This window comes from Haladaptatus sp. W1, from assembly GCF_001723155.1.
GTDB lineage: Archaea > Halobacteriota > Halobacteria > Halobacteriales > Haladaptataceae > Haladaptatus > Haladaptatus paucihalophilus.
The window spans coordinates 1-13,536 of record NZ_MEIH01000381.1; the positions used below are offsets into that span (position 1 = coordinate 1).

The following is a 13,536-nucleotide window of genomic DNA, read 5'->3' on the forward strand; positions in this document are numbered from 1 at the left end:
GGTCGCGGAAATCCGGCGGCGTCTCGTAGTGGTCGAGCGTCGGACTCACCGTTTCGATGTCGAGTGCGAACCGTCCTGCCATCTATCGTTCACGGCGTCGGGCGGCGATGGTAAAACTATGGTAATCGGTTTCGGCGAACCCGCGTTACCGGCCGCCGTCCACGAGCCGTTCGAGTTGCTCCGGCGGAACCGCACCGCGCGCGGCGTGGCCGTCGTAAGCGAACGTCGGACCCCCGTCACACCGCGTCGTTGCGCTTCCGCGAACCTGTCTTGAAGCTCCTCGTGGAGGTCGTCGTCCGCGATTGCGTTCCGAATCTCGTCCCTATCGAGTCCCGCATCTTCGGCGAGGTCGGCGAGGACGTCCGCGTCTCCGATGTCCCGTCCATCCTGCCACAGCGCCTCGAAAATCCCCTCGTCGAAGTCGAGCCAGCGGTCGGGTGCTCGATTTGACGTAGTAGGAGGCGACTTGCGCGGGGAGCGAGTCCACGTCGGTCGCTATCTCCTGAGCCATCTCGACGTCGTACTTCTCCTGTAGCCGCCGGACGTTCTCCCGCGCTTGTCGGTAGTACTGTTCGCCCTTCCCGTCCTCCGCGCTCCGGTCGATGGAGCCATCGGCCTTGCGCTTCCCGCTCCGCAGGTCGAACGGATGCCAGTCGAGTACGAGGGGGTCCTCGCGCGTCTCCCGATACCGCTCCAGCGACTGGCGTCCCAGATAACAGAACGGGCAGACGTAATCGGAGTACACGACGAGTCGGTCGGCCGCTTCGGGGTGGCTCATGGATGGCCGTTGTGCGGTGGGGTGCAAAAAGCGGATGGCCTCGGAAGCGGTTGCCCCTTCGTCGGATTTCCCGTCGTCAGCTCCGCGAGCACTTCGCTCGTGACTCCGTTCTGCCATCGTCTTCCTTCAATCGTCTCGCCCAACCACATCCCGGAACCGAACGCCTCAGGTACGTCGAGCACGAAATTCGTGACAGATGGCACCCGCACTGTACCCGCTCCACGCCGTCGCCTCTTCCGGTGGACTCGCACTCCACGTCGTGTTGGCGGTGGCGGCAATCGGGTCCGCGGCCGTCTTCCTGCTGGCGCTGGCGGCGTTTCGACAGCGGCGGACGCTCCCGTATCTGCTGGTGGCACTCGCGTTCGCGGCGCTCGCGGGTCGCGAACTCGTCGGCGGGATGACGGCGGCGAACTACCTCTCCGCGAACGCCCACCACCTGTACGAACACGGGCTCGACATCGTCGTCATCGCCCTCCTCATCGGTGCGGTGTACTACGCCAGAAGCGTCGAAACGCGGCGACTGACCCACGACGACGAAACGGTGCCGACGGAAGACGATGACGACTGACCCACGACGACGAAAACGACAACCACTGAAAAACGATGACCGACTCCCGCACGAGGTCGTTGAAGTGAATTCCCGGACGGGAATCGACGCATTGGGCTATCCGTGTTCGTGTCTCGGTCATCGTTTTCAGTGGTTGTCGTTTCGTCGTCGTGGGTCAGTCGTCATCGTCTTCCGTCGGCACCGTTTCGTCGTCGTGGGTCAGTCGCCGCGTTTCGACGCTTCTGGCGTAGTACACCGCACCGATGAGGAGGGCGATGACGACGATGTCGAGCCCGTGTTCGTACAGGTGGTGGGCGTTCGCGGAGAGGTAGTTCGCCGCCGTCATCCCGCCGACGAGTTCGCGACCCGCGAGCGCCGCGAACGCGAGTGCCACCAGCAGATACGGGAGCGTCCGCCGCTGTCGAAACGCCGCCAGCGCCAGCAGGAAGACGGCCGCGGACCCGATTGCCGCCACCGCCAACACGACGTGGAGTGCGAGTCCACCGGAAGAGGCGACGGCGTGGAGCGGGTACAGTGCGGGTGCCATCTGTCACGAATTTCGTGCTCGACGTACCTGAGGCGTTCGGTTCCGGGATGTGGTTGGGCGAGACGATTGAAGGAAGACGATGGCAGAACGGAGTCACGAGCGAAGTGCTCGCGGAGCTGACGACGGGAAATCCGACGAAGGGGCAACCGCTTCCGAGGCCATCCGCTTTTTGCACCCCACCGCACAACGGCCATCCATGAGCCACCCCGAAGCGGCCGACCGACTCGTCGTGTACTCCGATTACGTCTGCCCGTTCTGTTATCTGGGACGCCAGTCGCTGGAGCGGTATCGGGAGACGCGCGAGGACCCCCTCGTACTCGACTGGCATCCGTTCGACCTGCGGAGCGGGAAGCGCAAGGCCGATGGCTCCATCGACCGGAGCGCGGAGGACGGGAAGGGCGAACAGTACTACCGACAAGCGCGGGAGAACGTCCGGCGGCTACAGGAGAAGTACGACGTCGAGATGGCTCAGGAGATAGCGACCGACGTGGACTCGCTCCCCGCGCAAGTCGCCTCCTACTACGTCAAATCCGAGCACCCCGACCGCTGGCTCGACTTCGACGAGGGGATTTTCGAGGCGCTGTGGCAGGATGGACGGGACATCGGAGACGCGGACGTCCTCGCCGACCTCGCCGAAGATGCGGGACTCGATAGGGACGAGATTCGGAACGCAATCGCGGACGACGACCTCCACGAGGAGCTTCAAGACAGGTTCGCGGAAGCGCAACGACGCGGTGTGACGGGGGTCCCGACGTTCGCTTACGACGGCCACGCCGCGCGCGGTGCGGTTCCGCCGGAGCAACTCGAACGGCTCGTGGACGGCGGCCGGTAACGCGGGTTCGCCGAAACCGATTACCATAGTTTTACCATCGCCGCCCGACGCCGTGAACGATAGATGGCAGGACGGTTCGCACTCGACATCGAAACGGTGAGTCCGACGCTCGACCACTACGAGACGCCGCCGGATTTCCGCGACCCGGCGTACTTCGAACTGCTCGCGGTCGCGCTCGGCTACGAATCGCCCGGCGGCGACAGGGAGATGGAGATGCTGTTCCGACGGGACGACACGCCCGACGACGAACTCGATTTGGTCGCGCGAACGCTCGATTGGCTCGCCGAGCGGGACGGAGACGAGTACATTACCTACGGCGGCGAGACGTTCGACGTGCCGCAACTCGTCGGCCGAGCGAGGGCGGCGGCCGATTCGACGCGGGAGGACCTCGCCGAGCGGCTTCGGACCCGACTCGAAGCGGACCTCGCGCACGTCGATTTACGGCGTCCGGCGTGGGACGCGTTCGGCGACTACACGCGACTCGAAACCGCGTGCCGAGAGGTCGGAATCCGACCAGAGGACACCCGCTGGGACACGTACGACCACGGTATCGACCTCGACGCGCTCCGCCCCGAGAAGTTTCGGGGCTTCGGGAAGGTCATCAACAAGGACGTACCCGTATTCGGGGAGCGGTACATCGCGCTCGCGGCCGCCGGAGCGACCGAGACGCTGACGTTCCGGTCGTTGCACGAACTGCTCGACCACTACGGCCGGGAGGACGTCGTACACCTGTTCGACCTCGCCGACGCCCGCCCGTTCAACGTCGCGGATACCGCGTCGCGGACGTGATTCGAAGAATGCAATCGGACGTTCCTGACGGTGAGAAGCGCTGGGAATAGTATTCTCCAGTATAATTCAGTATTATTCAGTACATTATAGTAGTTATTAGTTAATCAGGCATCGAATCAGTGTTCGACGATAGGATTCAGTAGCAAAAAACGAACGGAGTGGAATCGTTCGACGCCACGTCGCCAAATCCACGAACCGATAGTTTCCTGACATCGTTCGACGGAGGATATAGGGTCGTCCGGGACGAATCACGCCGACATGACACGGATCGCAGTGACGGGTGCCGGAGGCAACGTCGGCCGCGAGTCGTTGACCGCGCTCGAAGACCACGACGTGACGCCGATTACGCACAGCGAGCACGACGACATCGACAGCGTGCGCTGTGACGTGACGGACTACGACGCGCTTTCCGACGCGCTGTCGGGACACGACGTGGTGGTACACCTCGCGGCGAACCCGTCGCCCGAGGCGGACTGGCGGAGCACCGTGGACGTGAACATCGAGGGAACGCGGAACGTCTTCGAGGCGACGCGGGAGCACGGGATTCGGCGAGTCGTCTTCGCGTCCTCGAACCACGCCGTCGGGATGTACAACGCCGCGGATAGGACGAAGACGGAGACGATGACGACCGGGACGGCCGAACCGATCTCCCACGACGACCCGCCGCGACCGGACTCCTACTACGGCGTTAGCAAGGTGACCGGCGAGGCGTTGGGGACCTACTACGCCGACCGACACGATATCGAGGTCGTCAACCTCAGAATCGGGTGGCTCCTTCCCGAAGACGGTCTTCGAGACACGCAGGACGAACCGGAGGAACACGCCCGCTTCGCCCGCGCCATGTGGCTCAGCCCGCGGGACTGCCGCGACGTGATTCGCGCCGCCGTGACGGCGGACCTGCCGGAACGGGCCGTCACCGCCCACGCCACGTCGCGCAACGACGACCGGTTCCTCTCCCTGCTCTGGGCGGAGCGTGCGCTCGGCTACCGGCCGCGCGACAACGCGACGGAAGTCCTCGAATGAGGTTTGGAGCCGCTATTTTCCGATCGCTTCCGGGACCGACTCCTCCCCGCGCTCGGCCATGCCGAGATACAGCGCGGCGTTGACCAACCCGACGTGACTGAACGCTTGCGGGTAGTTTCCCAGCAGTTCCCCCGTCTCCGGGTCGATTTCCTCGGCGAGCAGGCCGAGCGGACTCGCGTGGTCACAGACCGACTCGAACACGTCGCGTGCTTCCTCGACGCGACCGGAGAGCGCCAGCGCGGAGACGAGCCAGAACGAGCAGATGACGAAGGCCCCTTCATCGCCCGGTAGACCGTCCGTGCCGTCGTAGCGCCGGACGAGGCCATCGTCGTCCGCTTCGAGTCGGTCTCGGATGGCGTCGATGGTGTTTTGCACCCGGTCGTCCTCGAACGGGAGGAAGCCGACGATGGGTATCAGCAACGCTGTCGCATCCAGCGACTTCGAACCGTAGGACTGGACGAAACTCCCGATATCGTCGTCGTACCCGCGTTCGAGGATTTCGCCGTGGATCATGTCGCGCGTCTGCTCCCACTTCCCGGTCGGGGCGTCGAATCCCCACTCGTCGGCGATTCGCAAGCCGCGGTCGAGCGCGACCCAACACATGACCTTCGAGTGGACGAAGTGACGCGGGCCGCCGCGAACTTCCCAGATTCCCGCGTCGGGTTTGTCCCAGACGTCGCAGACGTGCTCGACGATACCCCGAATCGCGTCCCAGTCGTGGGGGTTGAACTCGTCTCCGTCGGTCGTTTCGAATATCGCCAAGAGGAGTTCGCCGAAGATGTCGAGTTGTCGCTGGTCCTTCGCCGCGTTGCCGACGCGAACCGGGGACGAGTCGCGGTAGCCCGAGAGATGGTCGAGCGTTCGTTCCTGTAGGTCGGGGGCGCCGTGCAGTCCGTAGAGCGGTTGCAGTTGCGTCGGGTGCTCGGCGTGGCTGAGGTTGAGGAACCAATCGAAGTACGATTCGGCCTCGGCGGTGTGACCGAGATGGGCGAGCGCCTGAATCGTGAACGCGGCGTCTCGAATCCAGCTGTAGCGATAATCCCAGTTTCGAACCCCGCCGACGTTCTCGGGGAGCGAGGTGGTCGGCGCGGCACAGATGGCTCCCGTTTCGCGGTGGGTGAGCAGTTTGAGGACCAATCCCGACCGGACGGCGAGGTCGTGGTGCACCCCGTCGAACGAGCACCCGTCCGGGCAGGAGTGCGCCCAGTCGCGCCAGAAATCCACCGTTCGGTCGAGGCGCTGGGAACAAACGTCGGGGTCCGCCTCACCCGTCTCCTCGTGCGACAGCACGAACCACGTCGATTCGTCCGCCGACAGCGACCACGTGGCGCGGACGGTCGCCCCGTCCACCTCGAATCCGACACCGCCCGCGAGAAAGACGAATTCCGCGTCGTCAGTCGGATACTCCCCGTCCGAGACACGAACCCCGCCGTCGGTGGATTCCACGATTGATTCCCCCCGTGCGTAATCGAATCGCGGGGCGAACGTCAGTTCGAGTTCGACGGTTCCCTCGACAGCCGTCACCTCGCGGTAGACCGCACGCTCCATGCCGTCGTCGCGGACGGGCATGAAATCGGTAACCCGCACGCGCCCGGAATTCGTTTCGAACGTCGTCCGCAACACGTTCGTTCCGTCGAGATACGACTGTTCCGAGTCGAACGAGTCGGTCGGCTGAATCCGCCAGAATCCCCCGTTTTCGGCGTCCAAGACGCTCGTAAACACGCTCGGTGATTCGACGTGTGGCAGGGGAAGCCACTCGATTTCGCCCTCGTCGTTGACCAGCGCACAAGTCTCCAGATTACCGATGAGTCCGTACCGTTCGAGTGGAGAATACCGGGTCATCGTTTCGGACCCCCAGCAAACCGCGTCATATCGATAATTCGACCGAGCAACGAATTGAACCTTTGGGCGGTTCACCGTCCGCGCCGTCGGCGACGAGGCGGATGTTTTTATGTAATGACGGAAGCACTCCGGGCCACCGTGGGACACAGAGCACTCGTCGTTTACGAGCGACCCGACGGCCGGTACGACCGTCACTACGCACACTGGGGCGCGGCGGACCTCGAACTCCGTCACGGAATCACGCCGGAAACACCCTTCGCGGGCAACCGCCCGTCCCGCATCGGAGAGAGATGGACGCCCGCAATCGACCCGACGCCCCGAGATACCGCGCTGGCGTTCGAGGATGCCGCGACGTTCGATTATCGGGCGTTCGAGGCGTTCTACGTCGTCTCTCTGACGTGGCTCGTTGCCGCGTATCTCCCGCTCTGGTTCGGCGCGACCGCCGACGCCGACGTGCACGCCGGCGCGCTCGTCGCAGTCGAGTCGGAGCGCGACGCCGCCCGCGTCCGCCGCTGGTTTCGCGCGACGCGGGATGTGGTTCGGGACATGGTTCGCCGTGACGTGCTCGATGTCGAGGACGCTCACGACTACCTCGCATCTCGCGTCGGCGAGTGGGCGGGAAGCCGCCGGGAGGTGATTTCCGTGCGGTGATGGCAATCGGTTTTTATCCGACTACCATCTACCATCGGTCAGTGACGCAGACGAACGACAGGACGGACCCCGCCACGCTCCGGACGCCGACGCACGGCGAGGCGCTGACACACGTCGAGACGGCCATCGAACGGGGAGACCTCGTGACCCTGTTCGGGCGCTGTACAGTCGATTACGACGGCCGCGCGGAGAGCTATCTCGGACCGGGCGACCGACTCGTCGTGCTCAAACCCGACGGAACCACGCTCGTCCACACCGAGGAGGGACAGAAACCGGTGAACTGGCAACCGCCGGGTGGAACCCTCGACGCCGAACTCGTGGACGACCGCCTCCGCGTCGGTAGCCAGCGAACGAGTCCGAGCGAATCGCTCGAAGTCGAGTTCGAGCGCCTCACGCAGGTGTCCGCGTTCGACGTGAGTGACGCGACGGAGTTGTCCCTAGACGGGACGGAAGAGGATCTCCGACAGCGGATTCTGGACGACCCGGACCTCGTGGAGGCGGGCTTCACGCCGCTCGCCACGGAGCGCCAGACGGCGGCGGGTGCCATCGACATCTACGGCACGGACGCGGAGGGCACCACGATGGTGGTGGAACTCAAACGACGGCGCGTCGGCCCCGATGCGGTCGGCCAACTCCGGCGCTACGTGGACGCCCTCCGCCGCGACCTGCACGCCGAAGCCGAGATTCGCGGCGTCCTCGTCGCGCCGTCGGTGACGGAACGCGCCCGCAACATGCTCGCCGAAAGCGGGTTGGAGTTCGTCTCGTTGGAACCCTAAAGGACACAACTCAGTCTAACTCTCTCTTCAGCCTATCGAGCAGTTGCAACGCTTCGAGGGGCGTCGTGTCGGCGACGTTGGTACGGCGGAGTTCGGCGAGTACGTCGTTCGAAGCGGATGTCACGGGAGGTGACTGGGGAGCGGAATCGCTCGGGTCGGCGTCCCGAGGACAGGTACCTTCGTCCACCGAGTCCCCCTCGTCTTCGGCCAGCAGGTCCTTCGAGCGGCGGATGACCGACTCCGGGACACCGGCGAGTTGGGCGACTTCGACGCCGTAGGAGGCCATCGTCGCGCCCTCCGAGATGTGGTGGTCGAAGACGACCTCGCCGTCCCGCTCGGTCGCGCCGAAGTGGAGGTTGATAGCGTTCGGAAGGTCGTCGGCGACGGCCGTGAGGTCGTGGTGGTGGGTCGCAAAGAGCGTCTTCGCGCCGATTTCGTCGTGGACGTGCTCGGTGACCGAGCGGGCGATGGCGAAACCGTCCGTCGTGCTCGTTCCGCGGCCCACCTCGTCCAGCAAAATCAGCGAGCGGTCGGTCGCGTTTCCGAGAATGTCGGCGAGTTCGGTCATCTCGACCATGAACGTCGAGCGGCCGCCCGCGATGTCGTCGCTCGCGCCAACGCGGGTGAACACGCGGTCCACCAGTTCGAGGCGCGCCTCGTCGGCGGGGACGAAGCTCCCGACCTGTGCGAGGATGGTGATGAGCGCGACCTGCCGCATGTACGTCGATTTTCCGGCCATGTTCGGGCCGGTGATGACCGCCAGCGTGTCGTGGTCGAGGCGGGTGTCGTTCGGCACGAACGAAGATTGGGTTCGCTCGACAACGGGATGGCGGCCGTTTCGAATCTCGATGCCCTCCGAGACGATTTCGGGGCGCGAGTAGCCGTGCTTGGCGGCGACCTCGGCCAGCGCGACGAGGGTGTCGAGTTCGGCCAGCGTCTCGGCCAGCGACTGCACCCGCTCGGACTCCTCGGCGACGGCCTCGCGCACCTCGCAAAAGAGGTCGTACTCCAACTCGTCGGCGCGCTGTTCGGCGCGGACGATTTCGTCCTCGCGCTCCTTGAGTTCCGGCGTGTAGAATCGCTCCGAATTTTTCAGGGTCTGTCGTCGCGTGTAGTCCTCGGGCACCTTGTCGAGGTTCGGGTCGGTGACCTCGATGTAGTAGCCGTGGACCTGATTGTAACCGACCTTGAGCGACCCGATACCCGTCCGCTCGCGTTCGCTCGCTTCGAGGTCGTCTATCCACGCCTTCCCCGAGCGCTCCGTCTCGCGGAGGTCGTCCAGTTCGTCGTCGTAGCCCGATTTGATGACGCCGCCTTCGGTGATTTCGATGGGCGGTTCCTCGGGAATCGCGCGGCCGATTCGGTCGCGCACGTCGGCCATCTCGTCCAGGTTCTCGTGGAGGCGTCGTAGTTTGGGAGATTCGACGCCTTCCATCGCCTCCGCGATGTCCGGCACCACGTCGAGCGTGGCCTTCAGCGAGCGCAAATCGCGGGCGTTTGCCCGGCCGCGGGAGACGCGGGAGATGAGGCGTTCGATGTCGTAGACGTTTCGGAGAAGCTCGTGGACCTCTTCGCGCGCTTGCACCGTCGTCGTCCACTCCTCCACGGCGTCGAGTCGGGCTTCGATGCGGTCGCGTTCCAGCAGGGGGCGGCGGAGCCAGTCCGTGAGTTTGCGACTGCCGAGGGCGCACGCAGTTTCGTCCAGCACGCCGACGAGCGTGGCGTCGTCCTGCCCGTGAACGGCGCGGGACGAGAACAGTTCCAGGCTCGAGAGCGCCACGGCGTCCAACAGCATGTACGAGCGCGGGTCGTACCGCGTCAGATGGTTGAGGTAGTCGAGACGGGTGTCGGTGTCGTCAGTGGCGTCCTCAGTCACGCCTTCGCCGCCGCGGACGTACTCGGCGTAGGAGAGGAGCGCCCCACAGGCCCGGATTTCGGCGTCGGTGGCAAGCAGTCGGTCCGGCGGGCCGAAGTAGTCGGCGACCAACTCGCTCGCGCCGTCGATGTCGAAGGTGGCTCCGGCGTACTCCGTCACCATGCAGTCCGCGTCGAAGACGTCGGGGGTCGGCGTGTCGGTCGTACCGTCGGACGCGGCCGAGTCGGGGTCGAGGGCGGGGGCGACGATGGCTTCCGTCGGGGCGAAGCGCTCCACTTCGTTGCGGACCTCGCTCGCAGTTTCGACCGTCGTCGCGTAGAAGTCCCCCGTCGAAACGTCGAGGATGGCGAGGCCGTAGCCGTCGTCGTGGGCGAGGCTGGCGACGAAGTTGTTGTCGTCGCCGTGGAGCAGTTCGTCCTCGGTCAGCGTGCCGGGCGTGACGACGCGGGTGACGGCGCGTTCGACCACGCCGGAGGCGTCCGCCGGGTCCTGCACTTGGTCGGCGACCGCGACGCGATAGCCCGCGTCCAACAACGCCTCGATGTACGATTCGGCGTTGTCGATGGGGATACCGGCCATCGGATACGTCCCCGTGTTGTCCTCGCGTTGCGTGAGCGTGATTTCGAGAATCCTCGAACAGCGCTCGGCCGCCTCGCAGAACGTCTCGTAGAAGTCGCCGACCTGAAACAGTACCATCGAATCGTCGTACTGCCGACACAGCTCGAAATACTGACGCATCATCGGCGTCAGTTCGTCGCTGTGTTCGGCCATCTTCTCGGGTGCCCCCAGCGCCGCGTCCATGCGAGAAACCCAGTTCCCGCACAGCAATAAGCCACCGGAATCGCGGCGGAGCGGACGGGGCGCGTGGCTACCGTTCGTCCGTGACCGCCACGTCGTAGAGGTGGTAGTCCGCCGTGGCGAGTTCGAGCGCCCCATCCATGTGTTCGCGCACGTCGGGCCGCTCGAAGATGGCTTCGTAATCGGCTTCGCTCTCCCACTGGGCGTAGTTGACGACGCGTTCTCCGTCCCGGCTTCGATGGATGTTCGCGGAGACGAAACCGGGGAGGTAACGCATGGTCTCCTCGGTGGCGTCGGCGAGGAGGTCCACCAGTTCGTCTTGTCGCTCGGGAATCACGGTGAAGACGTTGATGAGGGTCGTCACGTCCGTTTCTGTGTCGATGGTCGTCATCGAATATCGTTCACCACGCGACACGAAATACGCTGTTGCCGACCGTTTCCGTCCGCTTTCAGTGGAGTTAAGTGGAGTCGGAAACTCGGGAGTGAAGGTTACCGATGGACATCAGGACAGGTCTTTCGTACGGCGATGTGCTGCTCGTGCCGCAACGCTCTCCGGTCGATAGCCGGAGCGACGTCTCCCTGACGACGAAGCTGACGCCGACCCTCGAACTCGACGCGCCGCTTCTCTCCGCGCCGATGGATACCGTCACCGAGACGGACGCCGCAATCGCCCTCTCGGAGTTGGGCGGCCTCGGAACGATTCACCGCTTCATGGGCATCGAGGAGCAGGCCGAACAGGTTCGATCGGTGAAAGCGGCCGATGGACTGGTCGGTGCCGCCGTCGGCATCAACGAGGAGTTCATCGACCGGACGGAGGCCACGCTCGACGCGGGCGCGGACTGCATCATGGTTGACGTCGCTCACGGCCACATGGAGCGCTGTCTGGACGCCGTGTCCGAAATCAAAGCCGAGTTCCCCGACGCGGAACTCGTCGCCGGAAACGTCGTCACGCCGGAAGCCGTCTCGGACCTCTACTCGGCGGGCGCGGACGGCGTGAAGGTCGGCGTCGGCCCCGGTTCGCACTGCACGACCCGTAAAGTCGCCGGGGCGGGCGTCCCCCAACTGACCGCCGTGGACGACTGCTCGGACCGGGCAGACGAGTTGGAAATCCCCATCGTCGCCGACGGCGGTATCCGCACCTCCGGCGACGCCGTGAAGGCGCTCATGGCCGGAGCCTCGACCGTGATGATGGGGAGCTTCTTCGCCGGAACCGAGGAAGCCCCCGGCGAAACCGTGACCGTGGACGGGCGGACGTTCAAACGGTCGCGGGGAATGGCCTCCACCGCCGCGAACGAGAACCGCACCGACAAGGACCTCACCCCCGACGCCGGCGAGGGAATCGACGGCCTCACCGAGTACAAAGGCCCGCTCGCCGACGAAGCCGAGACCTTCCTCGCCGGACTCCGCTCGGGACTGAGTTACTGCGGCGGCCACGACATCGCCGCCGCCCGCGAGAACGCCGAATTCATCCAAGTCGCCCCGAGCGCGCGGGAACGCGAAGGCGCTCACTCCGTCTTCGCAAACGTCGAAACGGAAGCGGAGAAAGAAGCACTGGCTCCGCTGCAGTAATCGGATTTCACGTCGCGCATCTCGATTTTTAATTTTCGATGTGGCGCGCGCTGGCAGGACGGCGCGGCCACTTTCGGCCGCGTCGTCTCGGTGAAGCGTGCGAGGTCTTCGTGAGTGACAACGGAACGAGCGAATGGCTCGTCAGAGCGTTGCTCTGACGGTGGATGAGCACTGGAGCGGAGTTCTCGTGAACGAAGTGAACGAGAGCACGGAAGAGCGTCGCTCTTCCGGAGCGAAGCGCGCAATCGGCTGGGGAGGGTGTGGCTGTCGCGGTGCTGTGCGGGGCGGTTGCTGTGTCTGGGTGGATTGAAAGGGGCCACCCGCTCGCGCTTGTGTGGTCGTCTCAGTGACCTCTCTCGACACTGGCGAACGAAGTGAGCCAAGGAGAGAGGTCACTGAGACGACCGCAAGCGGGCGGGGACTTTCGGAAGTCTACGATACGGTTCCACGAATCAGCACGGATTTGTGCGCCGCCCAAATACCACCTGTATGAGCGACATCGGGAAGATAGACCGCGATTTCTTCGACGAACACATCTATCCCTACCTCGGCGCGGACCGCGACGACGAACTCCTCGGGCCGAAACACGGCGTGGACTTCGGCGTGATTGAATTGGACACTCACGTCGTCGCGCTCGCCACGGACCCGCTCTCGCTCCTGCCCGAACTGGGCTTCGAGCGGGCGGCGTGGTTCGCGTTCCACGTCGTGATGAGCGACGTGGCGGTCAGCGGCCTGCGTCCGTCCCATCTCGCGGTGGACTTCAACTTGCCACCCGAGATTTCCGACGAGGAGTTCGCAACGGTCTGGCAGACGTTCGACCGCGAAGCGAGAAAACTGGGCGTCAGCGTCGTCACGGGCCACACCGCGCGATACTCCGGGTGTCAGTATCCGTGGGTCGGCGGTGCGACGACGCTCGCGGTGGGAGAGAAGGAGAACCTCGTCCGGCCTGACGGGGCGCAATCGGGCGACAAAGTGCTCGTGACGAAGGGACCGGGAGTGGAGACGGCGGGCTTTCTCGTGACGCTGTTCGAGGACCAAATCAACCTCCCCGAGGACGACATCAAGAACGCGAAGGACCGCTTTTACGACATGAGTCCGGTCGAGGACGCGCTGGTGGCGGCCGACGCGGGACCGGTCACGGCCATGCACGACGCCACGGAGTGCGGGATTCACGGCGCACTGGTCGAGATGGCCCGCTCCGCCGGAGTGCGCTTCGACGTGAGCCACGACGACGTGCCGGTGCTTCCGGGCGTGCTGGAAGCGTGCGAGTACTTCGACGTCGACCCGTGGGAATCCACGACCGAGGGAACGCTCGTGCTGACGGTCGCATCGGAGGGAGCGGAGACGGTCCTCGCCGCGCTCTCCGACGCCGGGATTCCGGCGGCCGAAATGGGGACGGTGCGCGAGGGCGAAGGGGTGTACGTCGATGGCGACCGAATCGAACATCCCGACGTAGACCCCTCGTTGCAGGTGTTCGCAGAGTTGTCGGCCGAACGGGAGTGAACACC

The 13,536-nt window shown here is 64.9% G+C and carries 12 protein-coding genes and 1 pseudogene; 8 read left to right on the forward strand and 5 right to left on the reverse strand.

The window, feature by feature from the left end:
• Nucleotides 1-145 precede the first annotated feature (145 nt).
• Nucleotides 146-778 (reverse strand): annotated as a pseudogene (locus BG842_RS23310) (DsbA family protein).
• Between the two features lie 196 nt (nucleotides 779-974).
• On the opposite strand from BG842_RS23310, the gene BG842_RS23315 reads away from it, so the two are divergent.
• The gene (locus tag BG842_RS23315; RefSeq protein ID WP_069449221.1) at nucleotides 975-1,346 is read left to right on the forward strand and encodes a hypothetical protein; all 372 of its coding nucleotides are present in this window, start codon (nucleotides 975-977) and stop codon (nucleotides 1,344-1,346) included.
• Nucleotides 1,347-1,500: 154 nt separating this feature from the next.
• On the opposite strand, the gene BG842_RS23320 is transcribed toward BG842_RS23315, so the two are convergent.
• Nucleotides 1,501-1,872 (reverse strand): hypothetical protein, encoded by a 372-nt coding sequence (locus BG842_RS23320; RefSeq protein WP_069449221.1) that lies wholly within the window; start codon nucleotides 1,870-1,872, stop codon nucleotides 1,501-1,503.
• A gap of 196 nt (nucleotides 1,873-2,068) precedes the next feature.
• Here BG842_RS23320 and BG842_RS23325 point away from each other — a divergent pair, with 196 nt between their 5' ends.
• The 3 genes from BG842_RS23325 (at nucleotide 2,069) to BG842_RS23335 (ending at nucleotide 4,516) form a co-directional block, all read left to right on the forward strand.
• On the forward strand, nucleotides 2,069-2,704 hold the full coding sequence (locus tag BG842_RS23325) for a DsbA family protein (protein WP_069449220.1): 636 nt from the start codon (nucleotides 2,069-2,071) through the stop codon (nucleotides 2,702-2,704).
• A 63-nt stretch (nucleotides 2,705-2,767) separates the two neighbouring features.
• Nucleotides 2,768-3,493 carry a ribonuclease H-like domain-containing protein gene (locus tag BG842_RS23330; RefSeq protein ID WP_069452671.1) on the forward strand — a complete coding sequence of 242 codons (726 nt, stop codon included), beginning with the start codon at nucleotides 2,768-2,770 and terminating at the stop codon, nucleotides 3,491-3,493.
• A 258-nt stretch (nucleotides 3,494-3,751) separates the two neighbouring features.
• Nucleotides 3,752-4,516 carry an NAD(P)-dependent oxidoreductase gene (locus BG842_RS23335; RefSeq protein ID WP_069452672.1) on the forward strand — a complete coding sequence of 255 codons (765 nt, stop codon included), beginning with the start codon at nucleotides 3,752-3,754 and terminating at the stop codon, nucleotides 4,514-4,516.
• 12 nt (nucleotides 4,517-4,528) lie between these two features.
• On the opposite strand, the gene BG842_RS23340 is transcribed toward BG842_RS23335, so the two are convergent.
• Nucleotides 4,529-6,358 carry a glycoside hydrolase family 15 protein gene (locus BG842_RS23340; protein ID WP_069452673.1) on the reverse strand — a complete coding sequence of 610 codons (1,830 nt, stop codon included), beginning with the start codon at nucleotides 6,356-6,358 and terminating at the stop codon, nucleotides 4,529-4,531.
• A gap of 114 nt (nucleotides 6,359-6,472) precedes the next feature.
• Between BG842_RS23340 and BG842_RS23345 the strand changes: the two genes are divergently transcribed.
• On the forward strand, nucleotides 6,473-7,009 hold the full coding sequence (locus BG842_RS23345; protein WP_069452674.1) for a DUF6735 family protein: 537 nt from the start codon (nucleotides 6,473-6,475) through the stop codon (nucleotides 7,007-7,009).
• Nucleotides 7,010-7,050: 41 nt separating this feature from the next.
• The gene (gene nucS, locus BG842_RS23350; protein WP_069452675.1) at nucleotides 7,051-7,785 is read left to right on the forward strand and encodes an endonuclease NucS; all 735 of its coding nucleotides are present in this window, start codon (nucleotides 7,051-7,053) and stop codon (nucleotides 7,783-7,785) included.
• A gap of 10 nt (nucleotides 7,786-7,795) precedes the next feature.
• On the opposite strand, the gene mutS is transcribed toward nucS, so the two are convergent.
• Both mutS and BG842_RS23360 read right to left on the reverse strand, forming a co-directional pair.
• Nucleotides 7,796-10,462: a DNA mismatch repair protein MutS gene (gene mutS, locus BG842_RS23355; protein ID WP_069452676.1), complete on the reverse strand. Its 2,667-nt coding sequence runs from the start codon at nucleotides 10,460-10,462 to the stop codon at nucleotides 7,796-7,798.
• A 67-nt stretch (nucleotides 10,463-10,529) separates the two neighbouring features.
• Nucleotides 10,530-10,850, reverse strand: a complete 321-nt coding sequence (locus BG842_RS23360; RefSeq protein ID WP_069452677.1) for an antibiotic biosynthesis monooxygenase — start codon at nucleotides 10,848-10,850, stop codon at nucleotides 10,530-10,532.
• Nucleotides 10,851-10,954: 104 nt separating this feature from the next.
• Here BG842_RS23360 and BG842_RS23365 point away from each other — a divergent pair, with 104 nt between their 5' ends.
• Both BG842_RS23365 and BG842_RS23370 read left to right on the forward strand, forming a co-directional pair.
• Nucleotides 10,955-12,028, forward strand: coding sequence for a guanosine monophosphate reductase (locus tag BG842_RS23365; RefSeq protein WP_069452678.1), 1,074 nt, complete (start codon nucleotides 10,955-10,957; stop codon nucleotides 12,026-12,028).
• Nucleotides 12,029-12,517: 489 nt separating this feature from the next.
• A complete protein-coding gene (locus BG842_RS23370) occupies nucleotides 12,518-13,531 on the forward strand; it encodes an AIR synthase family protein (RefSeq protein WP_069452679.1) in 1,014 nt (337 codons plus the stop codon).
• Nucleotides 13,532-13,536 lie beyond the last annotated feature (5 nt).

Excerpts from the sequence above, each read along its gene's own strand:
- BG842_RS23330 (WP_069452671.1), top strand. The coding sequence starts at position 2,768 with ATGGCAGGACGGTTCGCACTCGACATCGAAACGGTGAGTCCGACGCTC.
- BG842_RS23365 (WP_069452678.1), top strand. The coding sequence starts at position 10,955 with ATGGACATCAGGACAGGTCTTTCGTACGGCGATGTGCTGCTCGTGCCG.
- BG842_RS23315 (WP_069449221.1), top strand. The coding sequence starts at position 975 with ATGGCACCCGCACTGTACCCGCTCCACGCCGTCGCCTCTTCCGGTGGA.
- BG842_RS23370 (WP_069452679.1), top strand. The coding sequence starts at position 12,518 with ATGAGCGACATCGGGAAGATAGACCGCGATTTCTTCGACGAACACATC.
- BG842_RS23335 (WP_069452672.1), top strand. The coding sequence starts at position 3,752 with ATGACACGGATCGCAGTGACGGGTGCCGGAGGCAACGTCGGCCGCGAG.
- BG842_RS23340 (WP_069452673.1), bottom strand. The coding sequence starts at position 6,358 with ATGACCCGGTATTCTCCACTCGAACGGTACGGACTCATCGGTAATCTG.
- mutS (WP_069452676.1), bottom strand. The coding sequence starts at position 10,462 with ATGGACGCGGCGCTGGGGGCACCCGAGAAGATGGCCGAACACAGCGAC.
- BG842_RS23345 (WP_069452674.1), top strand. The coding sequence starts at position 6,473 with ATGACGGAAGCACTCCGGGCCACCGTGGGACACAGAGCACTCGTCGTT.
- BG842_RS23325 (WP_069449220.1), top strand. The coding sequence starts at position 2,069 with ATGAGCCACCCCGAAGCGGCCGACCGACTCGTCGTGTACTCCGATTAC.
- BG842_RS23320 (WP_069449221.1), bottom strand. The coding sequence starts at position 1,872 with ATGGCACCCGCACTGTACCCGCTCCACGCCGTCGCCTCTTCCGGTGGA.
- BG842_RS23360 (WP_069452677.1), bottom strand. The coding sequence starts at position 10,850 with ATGACGACCATCGACACAGAAACGGACGTGACGACCCTCATCAACGTC.